Annotated in this window: 22 protein-coding genes; 6 read left to right on the plus strand and 16 right to left on the minus strand. The window is 63.2% G+C overall.

Features of this window, described 5'->3' with window-relative positions:
• From PHX69_RS06555 to PHX69_RS06565, 3 genes are all read left to right on the plus strand, one after another.
• Positions 1-324: permuted SH3 domain-containing protein (locus tag PHX69_RS06555; protein WP_502958488.1), on the plus strand; the 324-nt coding region annotated here is incomplete at its 5' end.
• Entirely contained in the window at positions 321-2,324 is a 2,004-nt protein-coding gene (locus tag PHX69_RS06560; RefSeq protein WP_502958489.1) for a MacB family efflux pump subunit, read from the plus strand. The genes PHX69_RS06555 and PHX69_RS06560, both read left to right, overlap by 4 nt.
• 175 nt (positions 2,325-2,499) lie before the next feature.
• Positions 2,500-3,759 carry an Hsp70 family protein gene (locus PHX69_RS06565; protein WP_119013531.1) on the plus strand — a complete coding sequence of 420 codons (1,260 nt, stop codon included), beginning with the start codon at positions 2,500-2,502 and terminating at the stop codon, positions 3,757-3,759.
• 54 nt (positions 3,760-3,813) lie between these two features.
• Here PHX69_RS06565 and PHX69_RS06570 read toward each other — a convergent pair whose 3' ends face one another.
• The 3 genes from PHX69_RS06570 to PHX69_RS06580 all read right to left on the minus strand — a co-directional run bounded on the left by PHX69_RS06570 (position 3,814) and on the right by PHX69_RS06580 (position 6,524).
• Entirely contained in the window at positions 3,814-4,572 is a 759-nt protein-coding gene (locus PHX69_RS06570) for a 3-hydroxyacyl-CoA dehydrogenase (protein WP_119013530.1), read from the minus strand.
• A 115-nt stretch (positions 4,573-4,687) separates the two neighbouring features.
• On the minus strand, positions 4,688-5,743 hold the full coding sequence (locus PHX69_RS06575) for an extracellular solute-binding protein (protein ID WP_119013529.1): 1,056 nt from the start codon (positions 5,741-5,743) through the stop codon (positions 4,688-4,690).
• A 232-nt stretch (positions 5,744-5,975) separates the two neighbouring features.
• The gene (locus tag PHX69_RS06580) at positions 5,976-6,524 is read right to left on the minus strand and encodes a phasin family protein (RefSeq protein ID WP_119013528.1); all 549 of its coding nucleotides are present in this window, start codon (positions 6,522-6,524) and stop codon (positions 5,976-5,978) included.
• Positions 6,525-6,957: 433 nt separating this feature from the next.
• On the opposite strand from PHX69_RS06580, the gene PHX69_RS06585 reads away from it, so the two are divergent.
• The 3 genes from PHX69_RS06585 (at position 6,958) to PHX69_RS06595 (ending at position 11,053) form a co-directional block, all read left to right on the plus strand.
• On the plus strand, positions 6,958-8,367 hold the full coding sequence (locus PHX69_RS06585; RefSeq protein ID WP_288042954.1) for a sodium:proton antiporter: 1,410 nt from the start codon (positions 6,958-6,960) through the stop codon (positions 8,365-8,367).
• A 33-nt stretch (positions 8,368-8,400) separates the two neighbouring features.
• Positions 8,401-9,417 (plus strand): 2-hydroxyacid dehydrogenase, encoded by a 1,017-nt coding sequence (locus PHX69_RS06590; protein WP_288042955.1) that lies wholly within the window; start codon positions 8,401-8,403, stop codon positions 9,415-9,417.
• Between the two features lie 76 nt (positions 9,418-9,493).
• Positions 9,494-11,053 (plus strand): DNA recombination protein RmuC, encoded by a 1,560-nt coding sequence (locus tag PHX69_RS06595; protein ID WP_288042956.1) that lies wholly within the window; start codon positions 9,494-9,496, stop codon positions 11,051-11,053.
• 134 nt (positions 11,054-11,187) lie between these two features.
• On the opposite strand, the gene PHX69_RS06600 is transcribed toward PHX69_RS06595, so the two are convergent.
• The 13 genes from PHX69_RS06600 to PHX69_RS06660 all read right to left on the minus strand — a co-directional run.
• A complete protein-coding gene (locus tag PHX69_RS06600; RefSeq protein ID WP_288042957.1) occupies positions 11,188-12,057 on the minus strand; it encodes an LOG family protein in 870 nt (289 codons plus the stop codon).
• Between the two features lie 55 nt (positions 12,058-12,112).
• Positions 12,113-12,505, minus strand: a complete 393-nt coding sequence (crcB, locus tag PHX69_RS06605) for a fluoride efflux transporter CrcB (RefSeq protein ID WP_374761682.1) — start codon at positions 12,503-12,505, stop codon at positions 12,113-12,115.
• Between the two features lie 141 nt (positions 12,506-12,646).
• Positions 12,647-13,021, minus strand: a complete 375-nt coding sequence (gene mnhG / locus PHX69_RS06610; protein ID WP_119013523.1) for a monovalent cation/H(+) antiporter subunit G — start codon at positions 13,019-13,021, stop codon at positions 12,647-12,649.
• The gene (locus PHX69_RS06615; RefSeq protein WP_119013522.1) at positions 13,018-13,299 is read right to left on the minus strand and encodes a K+/H+ antiporter subunit F; all 282 of its coding nucleotides are present in this window, start codon (positions 13,297-13,299) and stop codon (positions 13,018-13,020) included. The genes mnhG and PHX69_RS06615 overlap by 4 nt, the downstream gene beginning before the upstream one ends.
• Positions 13,296-13,787, minus strand: coding sequence for a Na+/H+ antiporter subunit E (locus PHX69_RS06620; RefSeq protein WP_119013521.1), 492 nt, complete (start codon positions 13,785-13,787; stop codon positions 13,296-13,298). Before PHX69_RS06620 ends, PHX69_RS06615 begins: the two co-directional genes overlap by 4 nt.
• Entirely contained in the window at positions 13,784-15,541 is a 1,758-nt protein-coding gene (locus PHX69_RS06625; RefSeq protein ID WP_288042958.1) for a monovalent cation/H+ antiporter subunit D, read from the minus strand. The genes PHX69_RS06620 and PHX69_RS06625 overlap by 4 nt, the downstream gene beginning before the upstream one ends.
• Complete coding sequence (locus PHX69_RS06630; RefSeq protein ID WP_119013520.1) at positions 15,538-15,903, minus strand: Na+/H+ antiporter subunit C; 366 nt, start codon at positions 15,901-15,903, stop codon at positions 15,538-15,540. The genes PHX69_RS06625 and PHX69_RS06630 overlap by 4 nt, the downstream gene beginning before the upstream one ends.
• Positions 15,903-18,827 carry a monovalent cation/H+ antiporter subunit A gene (locus tag PHX69_RS06635; protein ID WP_288042959.1) on the minus strand — a complete coding sequence of 975 codons (2,925 nt, stop codon included), beginning with the start codon at positions 18,825-18,827 and terminating at the stop codon, positions 15,903-15,905. The genes PHX69_RS06630 and PHX69_RS06635 overlap by 1 nt, the downstream gene beginning before the upstream one ends.
• A 140-nt stretch (positions 18,828-18,967) precedes the next feature.
• Entirely contained in the window at positions 18,968-19,366 is a 399-nt protein-coding gene (locus tag PHX69_RS06640) for a ComEA family DNA-binding protein (RefSeq protein WP_288042960.1), read from the minus strand.
• A 116-nt stretch (positions 19,367-19,482) separates the two neighbouring features.
• On the minus strand, positions 19,483-20,640 hold the full coding sequence (gene lapB, locus PHX69_RS06645; protein WP_288042961.1) for a lipopolysaccharide assembly protein LapB: 1,158 nt from the start codon (positions 20,638-20,640) through the stop codon (positions 19,483-19,485).
• On the minus strand, positions 20,630-20,929 hold the full coding sequence (locus PHX69_RS06650; protein WP_288042962.1) for a LapA family protein: 300 nt from the start codon (positions 20,927-20,929) through the stop codon (positions 20,630-20,632). Before PHX69_RS06650 ends, lapB begins: the two co-directional genes overlap by 11 nt.
• Before the next feature lie 69 nt (positions 20,930-20,998).
• Complete coding sequence (locus tag PHX69_RS06655) at positions 20,999-21,322, minus strand: integration host factor subunit beta (protein ID WP_288042965.1); 324 nt, start codon at positions 21,320-21,322, stop codon at positions 20,999-21,001.
• Positions 21,323-21,421: 99 nt separating this feature from the next.
• Positions 21,422-22,561: 30S ribosomal protein S1 (locus PHX69_RS06660; RefSeq protein WP_288042963.1), on the minus strand; the 1,140-nt coding region annotated here is incomplete at its 5' end.

Here is a 22,561-nt window from a genome sequence, read left to right on the forward strand (position 1 = left end):
CTGTTTGACGTGGACAACAGCGATGGTGAGTTGATGCCGCAGATGACCGCACAGGCCAGCTTCATCACCGCCCAGGCCCAGGACGTGATCGCCGTGCCGTTGACGGCGCTCACCGCACTCACCGCGCCGGCCAGCGCGCCCGGCCAGCCCCACACCCACACCGCCCGGGTGCTGCCCGCGGATGGCCGTGTGCAAGAGCGCGCCGTGCAGGTCGGGGTGCGCAGCCGACACCTAGCCGAAGTGCGCCAGGGCCTGCAAGAGGGCGAGCAATTGGTCACGGGTGAGCGCAGTGACGACAGCGGTCCTCCAAGGTTTCAGTGGTGAGCGCCGATCCCTCCGTTGACGCGCTGCCGCTGATTGCGTTGCAGGGCATCCGCCGCAGCTACGGCGGCGGTGCAGACGGCGCGCCCGCCGTCGAGGTGCTGCGCGGGGTGTCGCTGCGCATCCACGCTGGCGAGTTTGTCGCCATCGTGGGCGCATCGGGCTCGGGCAAATCCACCCTCATGAATCTGCTGGGCTGCCTGGATCGCCCCAGTGCGGGCAGCTACCACTTCCAGGGCCAGGATGTGGCCACGATGGACGCCGATGCCCTGGCCTGGCTGCGCCGCGAGGCCTTTGGTTTTGTCTTTCAGGGCTACCACCTCATTGCCAGCGCGTCGGCGCAAGAGAACGTCGAGATGCCCGCCATCTACGCTGGTATGCCCGAAGGCCCACGGGCAGAACGCGCCGCTGCTTTGCTGACGCGCTTGGGCCTGGGCGAGCGGCTGGGCCACCGGCCCAGCCAGTTGTCGGGCGGACAGCAGCAGCGCGTGTCGATTGCCCGGGCGCTGATGAACGGCGGGCGCATCCTGCTCGCCGACGAGCCCACCGGGGCGCTGGACAGCCACAGCGGTGCCGAAGTGATGCGCTTGCTGCACACGCTGGCCGATGCCGGGCACACCATCATCCTTATCACCCACGACCGGGCCGTGGCCGCGCAGGCCCGCCGGGTGATCGAAATCAGCGATGGCGAGATCGTTGCCGACAGCGCCCCTGAACCTCCAAAAATACAAGACAAATCGGCCTCTGGCGCCCACTGGGTAAGCGCTAGCAGCTATCAAAAATATAGTGAAAGTAGTGGCCCGCGCCGCGCCTTTTGGGGCGAGCTGCGCGAGGCCCTGCGCACCGCCTGGCGCGGCATGCGGCTGAACCGCGTGCGCACCGGACTGACGCTGCTGGGCATCGTCATCGGCGTGGCCTCGGTGATCGTGATGCTGGCCGTGGGCGAGGGCGCCCAGCAGCGCGTGGTGGCGCAAATGGGCACCCTGGGCACCACCCTCATGTACCTGGGCGGGCGCGCGCCGCCCAGCGGGGGGCCAGCGGGGGTGATCACGTCCGAAGATTTGCAGGCCATTGCCCAGTTGCCCGAAGTGGGCCATGTGATGCCCATCATTGGCGACCCGATCACGGTGCGCTATGGCAATGCCGACCGCCAGGTGTATGTGTTTGCCAGCAGCCATGTGATGCCCGAGGTACACCACTGGAAGCTCCAGCAGGGGCGCTATTTCACGGACGCCGAAGACCGCAGCCTGGCGCCGCTGGTGGTGCTGGGCAGCCAGGCGCGGGCGCACTTTTTCCCCGGTGCGCAAAGCCCCTTGGGCAAGTTCTTGCTGATCGGCAACTCGCCCTTCGAGGTGATTGGCGTGATGGCCGAGCGCGGCAGCGATTCGGGGGCGCAAAGCTACGACGACATGGTTTTTATCCCCTACCAGGGCGGCCGTGCCAGGGTGTACCAGGCGCAAACGCAGCCCGACTACACCGTGGTGACCGCGGCCTCGGTGGCGCTGGTGCAGGCGGCAGAGGCGGCGGTGCATCGGCTGCTCTTGTCACGCCATGGCCGCGAGGACTTTGGCATCAGCAATGCCGCAGCCAAGCTGCAGGCCGAGGCCGAAACGCGCCGCGCCATGACCCTGATGCTGGGCCTGATCGCCGCCGTGTCTTTGCTGGTCGGCGGCATTGGCGTCATGAACGTGATGCTGATGACCGTGCGCGAGCGCACCCGCGAAATCGGTATCCGCATGGCCACGGGAGCGCGTCAGCGCGACATCCTGCGCCAGTTCCTGACCGAGGCACTGCTGGTCACCCTGGTCGGTGGCGTGGCCGGGGTGGTCATCGGTGTGGGGGTGGGCGCTGCGCTGATCGCGGCGGGTGTGCCAGTGGTGTTTTCGCTCTCGTTCATGGCTGGCGCCTTTGCCTGCGCCGTGGCGACGGGCCTGGTGTTTGGTTACATGCCCGCGCGCCACGCAGCCCGGCTCGATCCGGTCACTGCCTTGGGTTCCACCTGAGGTGCCCAGCGCCGGGCTGTGCGACCGCAGATTTTGCTGTGGCCTGTGGCGGGTAGCGTTGGTGCAATGCACATCGGTGCTGGGCGTTTTGAGTCCCTGTAGATGCCCTTGCGGCATCGGGTGCCGATCTTGAAAGGGTTGTGCCACAATCGCCGACTTTTTTGACGTGCTGCGCATGACAAGCATTCTTCCCGGCACGCTGGGCATTGATTTCGGTACTTCCAATTCAGCCGTCGCCTGGGCCCATGGCCCAGAAAACGCCCGTCTGATCGCCTTGGAGGGCGCTGCCACCACGCTGCCCACCGCGTTGTTCTTCAATACGGAAACCCACAGCACCCATTTTGGGCGCGAAGCGATTGGTTTGTATCTGGCTGAGCATGAGGGGCGCTTGATGCGCTCGCTCAAAAGTCTGCTTGGGAGCCCTTTGCTCCTGGAGAAAACCGCTATCCATAATGAGTTGGTCAGTTTCCAGGACATCATCGGTCGATTCCTGTTGGAATTGGTGCGGCGCGCCCAGGTGCAGTTGGGGGGCTTGCCACGCCACCTGGTGCTAGGGCGTCCAGTGCATTTTGTGGACGACAACCCCGAACGCGATCGGCTGGCGCAGACCATGTTGTTGCAGGCGGCATCGCGCTGTGGCTTTGAGGAAGTCAGCTTCCAACTGGAGCCCATTGCTGCCGCTCTGGACTACGAGCGCCGTCTGACTGCCGAGCGCACGGTGCTGGTGGTGGACATTGGTGGTGGCACGTCTGACTTCACGGTGGTGCGTCTGGGGCCTGAACGCATGCAGCAACCCGACCGCAGCGCTGACATTCTGGCCACTGCCGGTGTACACATTGGCGGCACCGACTACGACCAGAAGCTCAATCTGGAGCAGGTCATGCCCCTGCTGGGCTACCGGCACACTGGCCCCAAGGGGCGCGAGGTGCCCAGCCGGGTGTTTTTTGATCTGGCCACCTGGCACCTGATCCATTGGCTTTCATCGCCCAAAGCATTGCGTGAAACCCAAGCCCTGCGTGAGGACTACAGCGATGAGCGCTTGCACCAGCGCTTGATGGTGGTGCTGCGTGAACACCTGGGGCACCGCATTGCCAATGCGGTGGAGCAGGCCAAAATTGGCTGCTCTTGCGTGGAGGCGGCACAAACCATTGCACTCGAAAGCGTCGAGACGGGCTTGGCCGTGCAACTGACGCCTGCCGATCTGGCGCAGCATTTAGATCAACTTTTGGGGCGTGTGGTCGCCTGTGCGCAAGAGTGCGTACGCCGCGCTGGTGTGGCGCCGCAGCAATTGGCGGCGGTGTACTTGACCGGAGGCTCATCGGCACTGCGCCCGTTTCAGTCGGCGCTGGCGCAAGCTTTTCCGGGTGTTGCGTTGGTCGAGGGGGATCTTTTTGGCGGTGTGGCGTCGGGGCTGGCTTACGCAGGCCGTGCATAGGCGCCCCCGTATATCTGAAACCGCCGGGGTCGCCGCCAGCGGCGACCCCCATCATCAGCGTGGTGCCAGGCGAATAGCGCCATCAAGGCGAATAACTTCGCCATTGAGCATGTCGTTTTCCAGAATGTGCTTTACCAGACGGGCGTAGTCTTGGGGGGTGCCCAGGCGGCTGGGGAAGGGCACTCCAGCTGCCAGTGCATCCTGCACTTCCTGGGGCATGCCAAACAGCATGGGCGTACCAAAAATGCCTGGCGCAATGGTCATGTTGCGGATGCCGTTGCGTGCCAGGTCGCGCGCAATCGGCAGCGTCATGCCCACCACACCACCCTTGGAGGCGCTATAGGCTGCTTGGCCAATCTGGCCATCGTAGGCGGCCACGCTGGCGGTGGAAATCAGCACACCACGTTCGCCGGTGGCTTCGGGTTCGTTTTTGCACATGGCTTCGGCGGCCAGACGAATCATGTTGAAGGTGCCAATCAGGTTCACCGTGATGGTTTTGCTGAACACGGCCAGTGCATGGGCGCCGTTTTTGCCTACCGTTTTTTCAGCCGGCGCGATGCCAGCACAATTGACCAAGCCCGCCAGGCGTCCCAGCGACACGGCTTTGGCCACCACGGCCTGGCCATCGGCCTCGTTGCTGACATCGCAGCGGACAAAGGCCCCGCCAATGTCGCGCGCAACGGCCTGGCCTTTTTCTTCCTGCATATCGGCAATGACGACGGTACCGCCTTGCTGCGCCAGCATGCGTGCCGTGCCTTCGCCCAGGCCCGATGCGCCGCCTGTCACGATGAATACGTTGCCCTTGATTTCCATGTTGTCTCCTGTGGATGGTGTTGACGTAAGCGTCAATTATGACGTGCTCTTGTCTTGGTTTTGGGCGTGAAAAAGCCCGGTAAGCCGGGCTGGGTTCAGATGAGGGGGCGAAGCTTCAGGGAAAGCCCACGCGGTCGAGCATTTGCTGCACTTTGGGGATGTTGGCACCCACCGCGCTGATCGGAATGGTTTCGCTTTTGAAAGCCACACCACCGGTCATGGCCTTGAGTGCCGGGTTCTCTACGACCACGCCTTTGGCTGTGGGCCATTCGTTGTTGCCGTTGGCAAAATAGTTTTGTGCTTGCGGGCTGGCCAGGTACTCCAGAAACTTGACGGCATTGGCCTGGTTTTTGGCATGGCGGGCTACGGCGCCGCCAGCAATGTTCAAGTGCGTTCCCCAAGACTGCTGGTTGGGAAATACAACACCCACCTTATTGGCGACAGCCACATCTTCAGGCTTGTTGGAGCGCAGCAGGCGCGCCAGGTAGTAGCTGTTGGTCACGGCAATGTCGCATTCGCCAGCGGCTACGGCCTTGATCTGGTCGGTATCACCCCCTTTGGGCGGGCGGGCCAGGTTGGCCACCATGCCTTTGAGCCAGGCTTCTGCTTTGGGCTCGCCCAGGTGCTCTGTGACGGCACCGAAAAGGCTCAGGTTGTAGGGGTGAGAGCCTGAGCGGATGCACAGCTTGCCTTTGTTCTTGGGGTCGCCCAAATCTTCGTAAGTGTCCACATCGCTCTTTTGTACCTTGACCTTGTTGTAGACGATGACACGTGCGCGTGTGGACAACCCGAACCAGGAAATGCCACCGCCGTTGGCTGCGGGCTGGCTGCGCAGATTGGCTGGTATGGCGTCGTTGAGCACTTGGGAATGGATGGGCTGGAACAGGCCGTCCACTTCGCCTTTGTACAGGCGTGCTGCATCCACCAGCAAAATCACGTCAGCAGGAGAGGCCGAACCTTCGGCTTTCAGGCGGGCGAGAATGCCCGCATCATCTGCATCTACCCGGTTGATCTTGATGCCCGTGGCTTTGGTAAAGCCGCTGTAGAGCGCTTCATCCGTGGTGTAGTGGCGTGCTGAATACAGATTGACGACCTGATCCTGGGCCTGCGCCCCCTGTGCCAAGGTCAGCAATGAGCAAGCCGCCAGCGCGGCGGTGAGGGTGTGTCGCATGGATCGCTTTGGTGGTGAGAAACGTCCTGATAATAGATCAAACGCGAACTATTCGCAATCAGCCTGGTGCAATAACGTGCCATGGATCAAAGCCACAGACAAAAAAAGCCCGGACAAGCCGGGCTTTGAAGGGATCCTGGAACTCGCTGTTCGGGAGGATCCAAGGAGACAACTGGTAGGAGCTGGATCATCCCCCGGTCTGACCGAGAAGGGGATGCTCAAACCTGAGAGCTCAGCGCTTGCGTGGCACCGCCGACTTGGCAGCGTCTGCAGCAGATGCTGCCACGGCGTTGAAGTTGGCTTCAGCAGCGTCAGAGGCTTGCTTGACAGCCTTTTGCACGGATTCGTAGGCGTTGTTGGCAGCAGACACGGCGCTCTTCATCACGGCTACAGCGGTTTCAGAACCGGCGGGGGCGTTCTTGGTCGCAGTTTCGACCAGGTCAGTCAGGTTCTTTTGTGCTTCAACCGCCTTGGATTCGAAGGCCTTGCCGAACTCAGAGCCTGTGCCCGAGGCGATGTCATAGAGGTGGCGGCTGTACGCGGCTGCCTTTTCTGCCAAGGGCTGGAACAGGCCAGCCTGCAGAGCTAGGAGTTCTTGGGCGTCTTTGACGTTGAGCATGGCTTGGCTGTGGTTGGCAGCTTCGGTCAGTGCAGCGCGCGAAGCCGTCACGTTCAGCTCAACCAGCTTTTCCACGCCTTCAAACGCCTTGCTGGTCAAACCAAACAGGGTTTCGATGTTGGCTTTGTGGGCGGCCAGAATTTGTTCAGCGGTCAGCGTCATGTCATTTCTCCAAAAATAGATGGCCAAGGGCCAAAAGGTCACAGACATCTGCGCTGACCATGCTTGAAAATCATGTTGCAGTGCAGCATGAGAGGGATTCTAGGTGCTGTCTCGACAAATGCAAGCAGTTTTTGAAGTTTATGACCCAATAAGGCGCAGTTGACTGGAAAACAAAGACCCCGTGGCTTGCCCCTTGGCGCACTGCTGCGCGCAGCAGTGGGCTGGCACAATAAATGGCGTTGACCTGCACTGGCGCCACCGGGCCACTGCTGCAGGTTGGGCTGTAGCGCCTGCGCTGGCCTGGGGCTTCGACTACAGACTGCGCCAGGTGCGCAGAGCAGCGCACCTGGTGCGCGCCGCTCCCTCCATGGTCTTTATGGCTTTCATGGCGTTTTGCGGCCTTTCTTCTCAATTTCCAGGGAGATCTATATCCATGAAAGCTTTTCGTTGGCTGGCGTTGGCCGTGCTTGGGGCTACACCGGCACTGGCACTGGCTGCTGATCTGGACGGCGCCTCACTGGCCTTGTGGTGGGGGGCACCGTTTGCAGGCATCTTGTTGTCGATTGCACTGTTGCCGCTGCTGGCACCGATTTTCTGGCACCACCACTACGGCAAGGTCGCTGCGGCCTGGGGACTGGCGTTTTTGTTGCCTTTTGCCGTTGTGTTTGGCACGGGGGCGGCGGGCGTCAATTTGGTGCATGCGCTGCTGGCCGAGTACCTGCCTTTTGTGATCTTGCTCACCGCCTTGTTCACGGTGGCCGGGGGCATTTACATCCGTGGCAACCTGCACGGCAGCCCGGGGTTGAACACGGCCATTCTGGCCATCGGGGCGGTGCTGGCCAGCTTCATGGGCACCACGGGCGCCTCCATGCTGCTGATACGGCCTCTGATCCGCGCCAACGACAACCGTGCCCACAAGGCGCATGTGGTGGTGTTTTTTATCTTCATTGTCTCCAACGCGGGTGGTTCGCTCACGCCGCTGGGGGATCCACCCTTGTTCCTCGGGTTTTTGAAGGGCGTGGATTTTTTCTGGACAGCGCGCCACATTTTTCCGGAAACGCTGTTTCTGGTGGGTACCTTGCTGGCCTTGTTTTACGTGCTTGACAGCTGGTTTTTCCGCAAGGCGGGCGAGGTGCAGCGCCCAGACCCCACGCCTGACACGCGCGGCTTCGGCTTTGAGGGCCAGGTCAACTTTGCCCTGTTGGCTGTGGTGGTTGGGCTGGTGCTGCTCAGTGGCTTTTGGAAGTCGCCCGTAGCGTTCCATATCGCGGGCACCGAAGTGGGCCTGCCGGGCATCGTGCGCGATGTGGGGCTGGTGGTGGTGACACTGCTGTCGCTGTGGCTCACCCCCAAGGCCGTGCATGAAAACAACCAGTTTGGCTGGGCCCCCATGCAAGAGGTGGCCAAGCTGTTTGCCGGTATTTTTCTCACCATCATCCCGGTGATCGCCATGCTCAAGGCAGGCGCTAATGGCCCCTTCGGCGCTATCGTCAGCGCTGTGACCCGGCCCGATGGCTCACCCGATCCGGCCATGTATTTTTGGGCCACGGGTGTGTTGTCGTCGTTTTTGGACAACGCGCCCACCTACCTGGTGTTTTTCAACACCGCCGGGGGCGACCCGGCCATGCTCATGAACCAACTGGCGCCGACGCTGGCCGCCATTTCGGCCGGGGCCGTGTTCATGGGGGCCAATACCTACATTGGCAATGCGCCCAACCTGATGGTCAAAGCGATTGCTGAAGACCGTGGCGTAAAAATGCCCAGTTTCTTTGGTTACATGCTCTGGTCAGGTGCCATTCTGGTACCCCTGTTCGGGATCATCACCTGGATCTGGTTTCTGTGACGCCCATACCTGCCATGGCAGAAAGCATTTGTAATGACCACACGCCCCCGCATCCTCATCACCCGGGCCATTTTTCCCGACGTGGTCGAGCGCCTGTCACGCCACTTTGATGTCGAGGCCAACCAGGCCGATGCCATCTGGACTCCCGCTGAGCTGGCTGCACGCCTGGCCGACAAAGACGGCGCCTTCACCACCGGCAGCCAGCGCATTGACGCGGCACTGCTGGCGGCTTGTCCGCGCCTGCGCATCGTGGCCAACATGGCCGTGGGCTACAACAACTTTGATGTGGAGGCGCTGACCCGGGCCGGTGTGCAAGGCACCAACACCCCCGATGTGCTGACCGAAACCACAGCGGATTTTGGTTTTGCACTGCTCATGGCCACTGCGCGGCGCATGTCCGAGGCAGAGCGCTACCTGCGCGCCGGGCAATGGACTACCTGGCGCTACGATTTGTTGGCGGGCGCCGACATCCACGCCAGCACGCTGGGAATTTTGGGCATGGGCCGCATAGGCCAGGGCATTGCGCGGCGCGGTGCGCATGGCTTTGGCATGAACGTTATCTACCACAACCGCACGCGCCTGGATGCAGCCACCGAGGCCGCGTGCCGCGCCCGTTACGTCAGTAAAGAAGAGTTGTTGCGCACGGCAGACCATCTGGTGCTGGTCTTGCCTTACACCGCGGCCTCCCACCACGCCATAGGCCAAGCCGAGCTGGCACTGATGAAGCCCAGCGCCACGCTGGTCAATATTGCGCGCGGCGGTATCGTCGATGATGCGGCGCTGGCAGAGGCGCTGCGCCAGCGGCGTATTGCCGCTGCGGGCCTGGATGTGTTCGAGGGCGAACCCCAGGTGCATCCGGCCCTGCTGGATTTACCCAACGTGGTGCTCACCCCGCACATTGCCAGCGCCACCGTGCCCACGCGCCGCGCCATGGCCGATCTGGCCGCCGACAACCTCATTGCTTTTTTTGACGGGCGTGGGGCACTGACGCCGGTCAACACCCCCGACGCGGCGCCAGCGCACCAGCGTAGCAGCGCCAACCGGTTGTAAAAATAGAAGCAAATTGGCATTTGTCGCCCACCAGATAAGCGCTTATAGCTATCAAAACAATAGTACTTTACAGACAATGCAAACAGAACTTGTGCTGGCCGCGTTGGCCGTCGTCGTGGTGTTGCAGGCGGTGCTGCTGGTACGGCGCCCGCGCGTTGATTTGCCGCCCGAATGGCCGCAGCGTTTGCAGGCGCTGGAGCAACTGGCCCAGGCCACGCAACTGGCCATGGCCAAGAACGACGGCGCCTTCAACGGCCTGGCCCAGCAGCTGCGCGGCTTTACCCAGCACACCAACACCACGCTCGAAACCCTGCGCCACGCGGTCGATGCCCAGCTGTCCCAGGCCGTGGCCGAGTCGCGCAGTGGCCGCACGGAGCAGCAGACCATCGTCGCCTCGCTGGCGAGCGAAACCGTGCAGGCACGCACCGCCATGGCCGAGAGCGCGGCGCTGTTCGAGCAGCGCATCCAGGAACGCTTTGAGGCGTTGACGGCGGCCACGCGCCAGACGCTGGACTCGCTCAAATCCGACATCCAGGGGCAGCTGGGCGTGATGTCCACCGCGCTGAAAGACCAGCTCGAAGGCAACGGTGGGCAAATCAAGAACCAGTTTGCCGTGCTGCAAGACGCCGTCTCGCAGCAACTCACCGGCATGGCGCAGGGCCACCAGCACAGCGCCGAGCAGTTGCGCAGCGCGCTCAACGAGCGCCTGGCCGCCATCCAGCAAGACAACGCCACCAAGCTTGAAGCAATGCGCCGCACCGTGGACGAAAAGCTCCACGCCACGCTGGAGCAGCGCCTGGGCGAATCGTTCAAGCTGGTGTCTGAGCGGCTGGAGCAAGTCCACAAGGGCCTGGGCGAGATGCAGACCCTGGCCGGCAGCGTCGGTGACCTCAAACGCGTGATGACCAACGTGCGCTCGCGCGGCACCTGGGGCGAGATGCAGCTGGGGGCCATCATCGACAACGTGCTCACGCCCGACCAGTTCGCCAAAAACGTGAAAACCGTGCCGGGCAGCGATGAGCTGGTGGAATTTGCCATCCGCCTGCCGGGCCGCAGCGATGAGCACCCGGTGTGGCTGCCCATTGACGCCAAATACCCCGTAGAGCAGCACCAGCGGCTGATGGACGCGCAGGACACGGCGGACAAGCTGGCCATCGCATCGGCGGGCAATGCTTTCGAGACTTCCATCAAGCTGGAGGCGAAAAAGATTTTCAGCAAATACGTCTCGCCGCCGCACACCACCGACTTTGCCGTGCTGTATTTGCCCACCGAGGGCTTGTTCGCTGAAGTGATGCGCCGCCCGGGGCTGGTGGAGTTCATCCAGACCGATTGCCGCGTGATGGTGACGGGCCCGGCCAACCTGGCGGCCATGCTCAACAGCCTGCAAATGGGCTTCAAGACGCTGGCGATTGAAAAGCGCTCGTCCGAGGTCTGGCACCTGCTGGGCATGGTCAAGACGGAGTTTGCCAAGTTTGGCGACGCGGTCGATGCCACCAAAAAGTCCATCGACGCTGCCGCCAAGAAGTTTGACGAGGTGGGCGTGCGCACCCGCGCCATCCAGCGCAAGCTGCGCGATGTGCAGGCGCTGCCCGCACCCGAAGGCAGCGCTGCAGCGCTGGCCGAAGATATTGAATAAAAACTGGCTCTGGCGCCCTCTGGAAGGGCGCAAGCAGCTATCAAATCAATAGTGTTTGGCGGTGTGGCGCCGGGCTGTTACGCCACCCGCCGCACGCTGGCGCCTGGGGCGGGTGAATGGGCAGCGTTGCCCGATCAAGCGGGCAGTTGGTAAAAGCGCTGGATGTGCTGCCATGCCTGCACCGGGTCATCGGTGTAGTGGAACAAGTCCAGGTCTTGGGCGCTGATGGTGCCTTCTTGCACCAGCACATCAAAGTTGATGAGGTGCTTCCAGTATTCGCTGCCAAACAGGATGATGGGCACAGGCTTGGCCTTGCCGGTTTGCACCAGGGTGAGCACCTCGAACAGCTCATCGAGCGTGCCAAAGCCGCCGGGGAAGGCCACCAGCGCCTTGGCCCGGATCATGAAGTGCATTTTGCGCAGCGCAAAGTAGTGGAACTTGAAGTTCAGCGTGGGCGTGATGAAGCGGTTGCCGCTTTGTTCGTGCGGCAGCAGGATGTTCAGCCCGATGCTGGGCGCGCCCACATCGTGGGCGCCCCGGTTGGCCGCTTCCATGATGCCGGGGCCGCCGCCGGTGCAGATGTAGATGCGCTGGTCGGGCGTCTGCTGGTTGCTGTATTCGGCCACCAGGCGGGCAAACTGGCGTGCCTGGGCGTAGTAAGCCGCGTTGCGCACGGCGCGCTCGGCCAGGGCGATGTGCTCGGGGTGGCCGCCCGCCTGGGCGCTGGCCAGTTGCGCTGCGGCCTCGTCGGGCGCCACAAAGCGGGCGCTGCCATAGACCACCACGGTGTTTTCTATGCCTTGCTCGGCCTGGCCCAGATCGGGCTTGAGCATTTCGAGCTGGAAGCGGATGCCACGGGTTTCGCGCCGGAAGAGAAATTCGGGGTCGGCAAAGGCCAGCCGATGGGCGTCTGCGTGCAGCGGGTTGCCGTTGGTGGCGTGCAAGTGCAGCTCGGCCCAGGCATCGGCCAGGCGGCGTTCGTTGAGTTGGGTAGTGGCATCCATGGGGTGCAGGAGAGTCTCAAGAAAGGTTTGACTGAAAATGGCTTGCAGGCCGCGTCTATCGGGCGCAGTAAGCTATGAAAAGTGTAGTGCTTTTGATGCCCAGCACCGTCATCAGCAACGAGCCCGGCAGGTGCAGCGTGCTCCAGCCCAGCGCTAGCAGGTAGCGCTCTTGCTGCAGCAAGGCGACTACTTCGGCGGAGAAGCTGGAAAAGGTGGTGAGCGCGCCCAGAAAGCCAGTGACCAGGGCCAGCCGCCACGCCGGGTCGAGTTGCGGCAGCGCCTGGAAGGCGGCCACGCACACGCCCACCAGGTAGCCGCCCACCAGATTGGCCGCCAGCGTGCCCCAGGGCAGGGCGGCCCCGGCACTGAGCCACAGGCCCAGGCGCCAGCGCGCCAGCGCGCCCAGGCTGGCGCCGATGCAAATGCTGGCGATGGCGGTCAGGGACATGGCGGCAATGCGCTGCGGCGTGCGCCGCTGGCGGGTGGTGTGGGGGTGCCTGGTACCAACGGCACACCCTGGTGGCCCGCAGAGAAAATCAGGTCAAAAGCGCCTGCAAGGCTTGTGTGGAGGGCGCGAGCAGCTATGGTTTCAGGAGTCACGAACATCCGACGGCGTGATCCGGCTCAGGCTGGGAGGGATGCCGGGGCGCCGTGCCTGGCGGGCCCGGAACAGCCCGGCGCGCATGAGAAAGATGGTGGTGATGGGCACAGTGATGGCGATGAAGGCGGCAATCAGCAGCAGGTGTGCGGCTAGGCTGCCGCCGCGCAGTGAAAAGTACAGCAGCGCCGCATACATGGTGCACCAGCAGCCCAGCGTGGCAATCATGGCGGGGGCATGCACGCGTTCAAAGAAGCTGGGCAGGCGCAGCAAACCCACCGAACCCAGCAGGGCGATGGCTGCGCCGCACAGCACCAGCGCGGCGATGGTGATTTCAGCCCACAGCGGCAGCACGGAGGCGCTCATTCGATCACCTCGCCGCGCAGCAAAAACTTGGCCATGGCCACCGAGCCGACAAAGCCCAGGATGGCCATGAGCAGGGCGGCTTCAAAGTAGTGTGTGCTGTCGTAGAGCAGGCCCAGCACCAGCATCACCAGCATGGCGTTGAGGTACATGCAGTCCAGGGCCAGCACGCGGTCTTGCGCGGTGGGGCCGCGCAGCAGGCGCACCAGGGTGCAGCCCATGGCCAGCACCAGCATGAGCAGGGCCAGCGGCAAGGCCCACGACAGGATGGGAGAGGTCATGACTCAAAAATCTCCATGAGCGGGCGCTCGTAGCGCTGTTTGATGTCGGCGGCAATGGCGGCTGCGTCTTCGACTTCGAGCACATGCAGCAGCAGCATGCTGCGGTCCAGCGACAGCTCGGCCCAGGCGGTGCCGGGGGTGATGCAGACGATGGTGGCCAGCACGGCCAGCGCGTTGGGGTCGCGCACATCCAGGGGCACATGGACAAAGTCGGGGGGGTAGCGACGCCGGTGCGGCAGCAGCAACAAGCGCATCACCCCGAAGTTGGAGCGCATGCTGTCCACGCACACCGTGAGCATCAGGCGCACGATGGTGCCGGGCTTGCGCACCCGCACGGGCAGGGGGCGCAGGCCTGCGGTCAGCAAGGGGATGGCAATGGCCAGGCAGGTGGCCAGCAGCACATGGCCCAGGCTGGCGCTGCGGTTGAGCAGCAGCCACAAACCAAACAGCGCCAGCGACAGCAGGGGCGAGGGCAGGATGCGCTTCATGGGGCCTTCTCCTCGGGGGCGGCTGGCGCTGCCGGGGTGGCCGGGTCGCCGGGCTGCACGGGAGCCTCTGGTGGTTTGGGCACGGGCAGGGCCGACATCACGGCGCGCACGTAGGTGCCGGGCGAGTGCAGGGCGTCTGCAGTGGCCTGGGTGTAGCGCATCACCGGCCCGGCGGCCACAGCCAGCGCGGCGCAGGACAGCAGCAAGGCGGCAATGGGCAGGCCCTCAATCAGGCGCAGCTGCGGGGCAGGGCGGTCGTGGGCAGCCCAGAAGTGGCGTATGCCAGCACGCGTCAGGGCCACCAGCGCCAGCAGCCCCGAGGCAATCAGCAGGGCCACAAAAGTCCAGCCGCTCACGCCCGGCTGGTGCCCGGCAGAGGCGCCTATGCCCAGCGGGTTGAGCACGGCGGTGAGCATGGCGAACTTGCCGACAAAGCTGGCCAGCGGTGGCAACCCGGCCACCATCAGCGTGCAGGCCAGAAAGGCCAGGCCCATGAAGGCGGCGGCGGCCGGAATCACGCGGCCTACCAGCACCTCTTCGTCCTCGTCCAGGTTCAGGCCCTTGGAGGGCATCAGCTCGGCGTTGAGGAAAGGGGCCTCGTCGGCGTGGGGCTCGTAGGGCATGGTGCCGCTGCCTTCGCTGCGCCAGCGGTCGATCAGGTCGCACAGCAGAAACAGCGCGCTGACGGCCAGCGTCGAGCCGGGCAGGTAGTACAGCAGGCCCCCGGTGACCAGGTTGTGGCCAAATCCCATGGCCGCCAGCAAGGTGCCCGACGACAGCACGGCGGCGTAACCGGCCAGGTGCCCCAGGCGCTGCGAGCCCAGCATGCCGATGGCGCCAAAGGCCATGGTCAGCATGCCACCGCTGACCAGCCACAGGCTGCCAAACAGTGCCGAGGCACCCGATTCGGTGCCAAACAGCAGCGTCCACAGCCGCAAGATGGCATAGATGCCCACCTTGGTCATGATGGCAAACAGCGCGCCCACCGGGGCGGTGGCGGCGCTGTAGGCAGGCACCAGCCAGAAGTTCAGCGGCCAGGCGGCGGCCTTGATCAGAAAGGCCGTGGCCAGCACACCGGCAGCAGCGTGCAGCAGGCCGCGATCGCTGTCGGCAATCTGGGCCATGCTGCGCGCCAGATCGGCCATGTTCAGGGTGCCAGTGATGCCGTAGAGCATGGACACACCAATCAGGAACAGCGATGAGGCTGCCAGGTTGATGGCGATGTAGTGCAGCCCGGATTTGACCCGTGCCCGCCCCGAGCCGTGCAGCAGCAGCCCATACGAGGCGGCCAGCATGATCTCGAAGAACACGAACAGATTGAACAGGTCGGCCGTGAGAAAAGCCCCGGCCAGGCCCATGAGCTGGAACTGGAACAGCGGGTGGTAATGCACGCCCGCACGGTGCCAGCGCGCCGATGCAAACAGGGCTGATGCCAGGCCCACCATGCTGGTCAGCACCAGCATCAGCGCAGACAGCCTGTCCAGCGCCAGCACGATGCCAAAGGGTGCTGGCCAGTTGCCGGGCAGGTAGGCGCCCAGGGTGGTGGGCAGGCCCTGCTGATCGGTCCAGGCCAGCAAGGCAATGGCCACCACCAGGCCGAGCAAGGTGGAGCCGACATTGAGTGTGAGCTTGAGGCGCTGCTGCTCTTCGCGCAGCAGCAGCATCAGCGCGGCCGTCAGCAGTGGCAGCACGATGGGCGCCAGCATGAGGTGCGGCATGCTGGCCTGGGCCAGAGACAACAGGGGCGCCGTCATGCGTTCTCCTGGCCTTGGCTGGGCTCACTGCCGTCCACATGGTCGGTGCCCGACAGGCCCTGAGATGCCAGCAAAACGACCAGGAACAAGGCTGTCATGGCAAAGCCGATGACGATGGCAGTGAGTACCAGCGCCTGCGGCAGTGGGTCGGCGTAATGCGCCAGGTCTTGCACTACGCCGGGGCGTAGCACGGGCTCCATGCCGGTGGACAGGCCCAGTCGCCCCATACTGAAGATAAACAGGTTGACGGCGTAGGACAGCAAAGACAGGCCCATGATGATCTGGAAGGTGCGTGGGCGCAGCAGCAGCCACACCCCCGATCCGGTCAGCACACCGATGGCCAGCGCCAGGGTAGTCTCCATCACTGCTCTCCTGGTCGGTTGGCCGCGTCTTCGGCCACGCGGGCATGGAAACGGTGGCTGCGCACCGACTGGTGCGCAATGGAGGTCAATATCACCAGCGTGGCTCCTACAACGAGCGTGAAAACGCCCAGGTCAAAAAACAGCGCACTGGCAATGTGCATCTCGCCCAGCAGCGGCACGTTCAGGTGTGCGGTGTGCGTGGTCATGAACGGGTAGCCCCAGTACAGGGAGGCCAGCCCCGTGGCCAGTGCGCACAGCAGGCCAGTGGCAATCCAGCGCCGGGGGGTCAGGGGCATGTGGGCTTCGACCCACTGCGTGCCCGAGACGATGTATTGCAGCAGCAGCGCCACGGAAAACACCAGTCCTGCAACAAAGCCGCCACCGGGCTCGTTGTGCCCGCGCATGAACAGGTGGATAGCCACCAGAATGGCAAAGGGCAGCAGCAGCCGCACCAGCACGGCGGGCACCATCAGGTAGCCCACAGCGGTGTCGGCGGCCTGGCGTGGGTTGATCAGGTCGGTGACCAGGTCAGCGGGCAGGGCGCGCTGCTGGGCAGGCAGATCCATGGTTTCGCGGGCAGGGCGAAAGCGCCGCAGCAGGGCATAGACCGTGAGCGCGACGATACCCAGCACCACAATTTCGCCAAAGGTGTCAAAACCCCGGAAGTCCACCAGCATGACGTTGACCACGTTGGTGCCGCCGCCTTCTGTGAGGGCGTTTTCCAGAAAAAAGGTGGAAGTGCTCTCCGGAAAAGGCCGGCTGAGCATGGCCAGCGCCAGGGCCGCCATGCCGCCGCCAGCGGCCACCGACAGCAGCAGATCGCGCAGGCGCCGTGCGCGAGCGCGCAGCTGTTCGGCAGCCGGTGGGCGCAGATCGGGCTCGCGCTTGGGCAGCCAGCGCAGGCCCAGCAAGATCAGTACGGTGGTGACAATTTCGACCATCAGCTGTGTAAGTGCCAGATCGGGTGCTGAGAACAGCAAGAAGGTGATGCTGGTACACAGCCCTGCGCCGCCCATCAGCGTGAGGGCTGCCAGCCGGTGGTATTTGGCTTGCCAGGCTGCTGCCACGGCGCAAGTCATGCCCGTAGCCCACAAGCCGATGAAGGTGGCAGAAACAGGCAAGGCGGTGCGGTTGCCGATGTGCAGCCCCCGGGTCCACAGCGGAATGGTGGCCGCGGCCAGTGCGGCGCACACCAGCCAGAGCATTTGCCACTGCAAGCGCTGCGTGCCCAGCCAACGCCGGCCTACACGGGCGGCCAGGCTGATGTTGGCCAGCAGGCTTTCAAAGATGCGCTGGCCGTCGAGGTGCTGCAAGCCAGGGGCTTCGTTGATGTGGCCGCGAGCGCGTTGCCAGCGCAGTGCCAGGTACACCGCTGCGCCGCCCAGCAGAGCAGCCAGGCTCATGAGAAAAGGGGTGTTGAGACCGTGCCAGACCGTCAGGCTGAAAGCGGGCAGTTCGCCACCCACCACGGGCAAGGCGGCTGCGTTGAGGTATTTGCCGACAGACCACGCCGGCAGCATGCCCACCACCAGACAAGCCAGCACCAGCAGCTCTACCGGAACGCGCATCCAGTGCGGGGGCTCGTGCGGTGTCAGCGGCAGGTCGGTGGCGGCAGGGCCCCAGAACACATCAATGGTGAAGCGCAGCGAGTAGGCCACGCTGAACATACCCGCTACCGTCGCTGCAATCGGCAAGATGTTGTTGATGAGCGGGCTGCCGTCCAGAAAAACGGTTTCGGCAAAAAACATTTCCTTGGACAAAAAACCGTTGAGCAGCGGCACGCCGGCCATGGCTGCCGCCGCCACCGTAGCCAGCGTGGCCGTGACCGGCATCATGGTGCGCAGGCCCGACAGGCGCCGGATGTCGCGCGTGCCGCTTTCGTGGTCGATGATGCCCACCGCCATGAACAGCGATGCCTTGAATGTCGCGTGGTTCAGGATGTGGAACACCGCTGCCACTGCGGCCAGCGGGCTGTTCAGGCCCAGCAGCAAAGTGATCAAGCCCAGGTGCGAGATGGTCGAATACGCCAGTAGCCCCTTGAGGTCGTTCTGGAACATGGCGATGTAGGCGCCCAGCAGCAGTGTGCAGGCCCCCGCACCCCCCACCAACCAAAACCATTCATCCGTGCCACTGAGCACGGGCCACAGGCGCGCCAGCAAAAACACCCCGGCCTTGACCATGGTGGCCGAGTGCAGATAGGCAGACACCGGCGTGGGCGCTGCCATGGCATGCGGCAGCCAGAAATGGAAAGGAAACTGTGCGCTTTTGGTCAGCGCGCCCAGCAGCACCAACACCAACGCCACCAGGTACAGCGGGTGGTCGCGCACCAGCTGGCCTGCAGCCAACACATGGTCCAGGTCGTAGCTGCCCACGATATGGCCCAACACCAGCATGCCCGCCAGCATGCACAGTCCGCCGGTGCCTGTCATGGTCAGCGCCATGCGTGCGCCGCGCCGTGCATCCTTGCGGTGGTGCCAATAGCCAATCAACAGGAAAGAGAACAGGCTGGTCAGCTCCCAGAACAGTGCCAGCTGAATGAGATTGCCCGAGAGCACCACGCCCACCATGGCGCCCATGAAGGCGAGAAAAAAAGCAAAAAAACGTGGCACCGGGTCAGCGGCAGACAGATAGTACCGGGCGTACAAAACCACCAGCGCACCAATGCCCAGCACCAGCATGCAGAACATCCAGGCAAACCCATCCATGCGCAGCACCAGATTCAAACCCAGGGCGGGCAGCCACTGGATTTCTTCACGCAGCACGCCACCCTCAGCGATCTGCGGAAAATACAGCGCGGTTTGCACACAGCACCACAGTGCGACCAAGCCCGCCAGGGTGGACTCGGTATTGCGGGCATTGGAGGGCAGCAGGGCTGCCATGACGCTGGCGACGAAGGGGAGTAGGACGAGGAGTGTCAGGGACATGCGGCGGTAATTTTACGGGCAGGTTTTTTGCACTCTGGTGCGGCGGGATTTACCCTGCAGGCAGGGCGATGCCTGTGCTACGGGCTGAAAAAAACCCGCCGCAGCGGGTTGGCAGACCAGTCAGGCGTTCGCCGCGCAGGCTATTTCTTGGCACTACTGGCTGCGGCCATAGGGGCAACGGCAGGGGCCATGGGGGCATCTTTCTTGGCGGTTGCTGCTGCCTCTTTGGTATTGGCAGCAGGGCGGGCTTCGGGGGCTTTTTTGGCGGGCGGGCCGCTGTAGGCGTTGCCGTTAATGGTCAGGCCACTGGCAGAAAAGCGGGCTGCTGAGGTTTCGCCAATGCCACTGACGCGGCCAATCAGGTCGTTCCAGTCTTTGAAGTCGCCTTTTTTGCGTTCTTCCAGGATTTTTCCGGAGATGGAGGGGCCAATGCCCTTGATACCATCGAGTTCGGCCACCGTGGCCTTGTTGATATCCACCGCTGCGAAAGCTACGGCCGCATACAGCATGGCCATCAACATCAGCAATTTTTTCAGCATATTCAGAGCTCCTGGAGGAAATAAGGCGCGGCGTCAGTGCCGCCGAAGCATCATAACGTCCGCCTTGGGCCGCCCTGCTGGGCCTGTTTTGCTGTGAGTCAGCGGACTGGCGGGCGTCAGAGTTCTTCGATGCGGCGCGCAGGGTAGCTGTCCCAGGTCTGGCACCCTGGGCATTGCCAGAAATGCTGGCGCGCCTCAAAACCACAGGCAGCGCAGCGGTAGCGGGTCAGGGGCTGGGCGGCGTGGTCCAGGGCACGTTGTACCTGGGGCTGGAACTGTGGGTGCTCCAGCGCCTCGCCGGCAATCCATTTGGCAGCAGCCACCAGCGAGGGTTCCTTTTTCAGATGGTGGGCATACCACATCCGACCTTGGAGGGGGGCACTGCCTGCCAAGGGTTCGAGGGCTACGATACTGTCCAGAACATCCAGTGAGGGGGCATTTTCATAGTGTTGACACAGGAAAAGCAGTACCTGCCGCTCCTGTCCGGCGGCCTGGGCGGCTTGCGCCAGCAGCGCTGCTGCCAGAGGCAGGGCATGGGGCGTTTCACTGCCCATGGCCGTGAGGGTGGCGACCGCTTCAGGGGCTTGGCCCAGGCGCAGTTGCAGCTTGGCCAACTCAATGCGGGGGCGGGGTGCTTGCGCCGCAGTTTGCAGTGCCTGCTGCAAGCGCTGGGTGGCACCGTCCCAATCCTGTTCTGCTATTTGGGTTTGCGCTTGCTCACACAGGTAGTGCGCCTGCCGGGTACTGAAGTCACCTTGCTGGGATTGCTGCATTTTGTGTGCGATGGCGGTTGCCAGGGGCCAGTCGCGTGAGCGCTCATGGATGGCCAGCAGCGCCAGGCGTGCCTGGCTCTCAAAAGCAGTTCCTTCCAGGCGTTGCAAGGCCGCTTCCGCGCGGTCCAGCAAACCTGCTTTCAGAAAGTCCAGTGCCAGGGCGTGTTGCGCACGATCGCGGTCTTTGTCGCTCAAGTCGCCGCGCGACAAAAGGTGCTCATGGACACGCACGGCCCGGTCGTATTCACCCCTGCGGCGAAACAGGTTGCCCAGGGCAAAGTGCAGTTCCGAGGTGTCGGGGTCGCTTTGCACTGCTTCGATAAAGGCGTCAATGGCCTGGTCTTGCTGCTCGTTGAGCAGGAAGTTCAGGCCCTTGAAATAGGCCTGGGGCACACGGCGGTTTTCAGCGCGCAGCTGGCGCAGATCGAACCGCGATGCCAGCCAACCCAGCATGAAGGCCAGGGGCAAGCCCAGCAGTATCCAGCCAATATCAAATTCCATGGGATGGGGGGGCAGCTTCTGTGCCAGAAGGGGTTCCCGGAACCGGTGTGGGTGGGGTTGCATGTGCCGTGCGGCGCGCTGCGCTGCGGTGCATCCACCAACGCGGCACCATGCCCAGTACACCCACGGCTACGCCCACGGCAAAAGCCGACAACACCACCAGCACCAGCGGAGCACGCCATTGCGTGCCAAAGAAGAAATGCACGGTGGCGTCTTGCTGGTTATTCAGGGCAAAAGCAAACAGGGTAAAAAAAATGGCTGCCTTGAGCAGCCACAGAAGGTATTTCATGCATCCCCTTTATGACGCGGAGATTTTAGTGTCGCCGCACTGGGGATGGCGTATGTTGGCCCGTGGTCGTCAGTCGGCAGATGCCGCCGTGGCACGGTAGGTGGCATCGGTCGTGCGGTGATCGACGGCCTCACGCAAAGCTTTCCCCGGCTTGAAGTGGGGGACCCGCTTGGAGGGAATGGCAACGGCCTCACCGCTGCGCGGATTGCGACCCATCCGGGGAGGGCGGGTGTTGGCAGAGAAACTGCCAAAACCACGAATTTCGATACGGTTCCCGCGAACCAGGGCTTCGCTCACGGCATCCAGAATGGTTTTGACAGCGTGTTCTGCATCACGGTGCGTGATGTGACCAAAGCGGGCCGCAAGCTCTTCAACGAGGTCTGATCGGGTCATGGATTCCTGCAAGGGCATGAACTGGGTTCTGATGGACATATGGGCCGGGTGGGCACTTGCGCACCCACCCGGCCCATATTCAACCGAACAAGGCGTTACTTACTTGTCGGAGTTGTCCAGCTTGGCGCGCAGCAGGGCGCCCAGGCTGGTGGTGCCGGCGCTTTCGCGGCTGGCTTGCTGGCTCAGGCTGGCCATGGCGCCTTGTTCGTCGGCCATGTCCTTTTGCTTGATCGACAACTGGATGTTGCGGGTCTTGCGATCCACATTGACCACCACGGCCGTGACTTCGTCGCCTTCCTTGAGCACGTTGCGGGCATCTTCCACGCGGTCGCGGGAGATTTCCGAAGCACGCAGGTAACCGATGATGTCTTCACCCAGATCGATTTCAGCGCCACGGGCGTCCACGGTCTTGACCTTGCCGGTCACGGTCTGGCCCTTGTCGTTCACGGTCACGAAGGTGGTGAACGGGTCGCCGTCGAGCTGCTTGATGCCCAGGGAGATGCGTTCGCGATCCACGTCCACGGCCAGCACGATGGCTTCGACTTCCTGGCCCTTCTTGTAATTGCGGACAGCGGCTTCGCCAGCTTCGTTCCACGACAGGTCAGACAAGTGCACCAGGCCGTCGATACCGGCAGCCAGACCCACGAACACGCCGAAGTCGGTGATCGACTTGATCGGGCCCTTGACGCGGTCGCCGCGCTTGGTGTTTTGTGCGAATTCTTGCCAAGGGTTGGCCTTGCACTGCTTCATGCCCAGGCTGATGCGGCGCTTGTCTTCGTCGATTTCGAGAACCATGACTTCGACTTCGTCGCCCAGCGTGACCAGTTTGGACGGAGCGATGTTCTTGTTCGTCCAGTCCATTTCGGAAACGTGCACCAAGCCTTCGATACCGGGTTCGAGTTCAACAAACGCGCCGTAGTCGGCGATGTTGGTGATCTTGCCGAACAGGCGGGTGCTTTGTGGGTAGCGGCGCGACACGCCCATCCATGGATCGTCACCCATTTGCTTGAGACCCAGAGAGACACGGTTTTTCTCGGTGTCGAACTTGAGGATCTTGGCGGTGATTTCCTGGCCGGCAGTGACCACTTCGGAGGGGTGACGGACACGGCGCCATGCCATGTCGGTGATGTGCAGCAGGCCGTCGATGCCGCCCAGGTCCACGAATGCACCGTATTCGGTGATGTTCTTGACCACGCCTTGAACGATGGAGCCTTCCTTCAGGGTTTCCATCAGCTTGGC

The organism is Simplicispira sp., assembly GCF_028687295.1.
In the GTDB taxonomy this organism is placed as follows: domain Bacteria; phylum Pseudomonadota; class Gammaproteobacteria; order Burkholderiales; family Burkholderiaceae_C; genus Simplicispira; species Simplicispira metamorpha.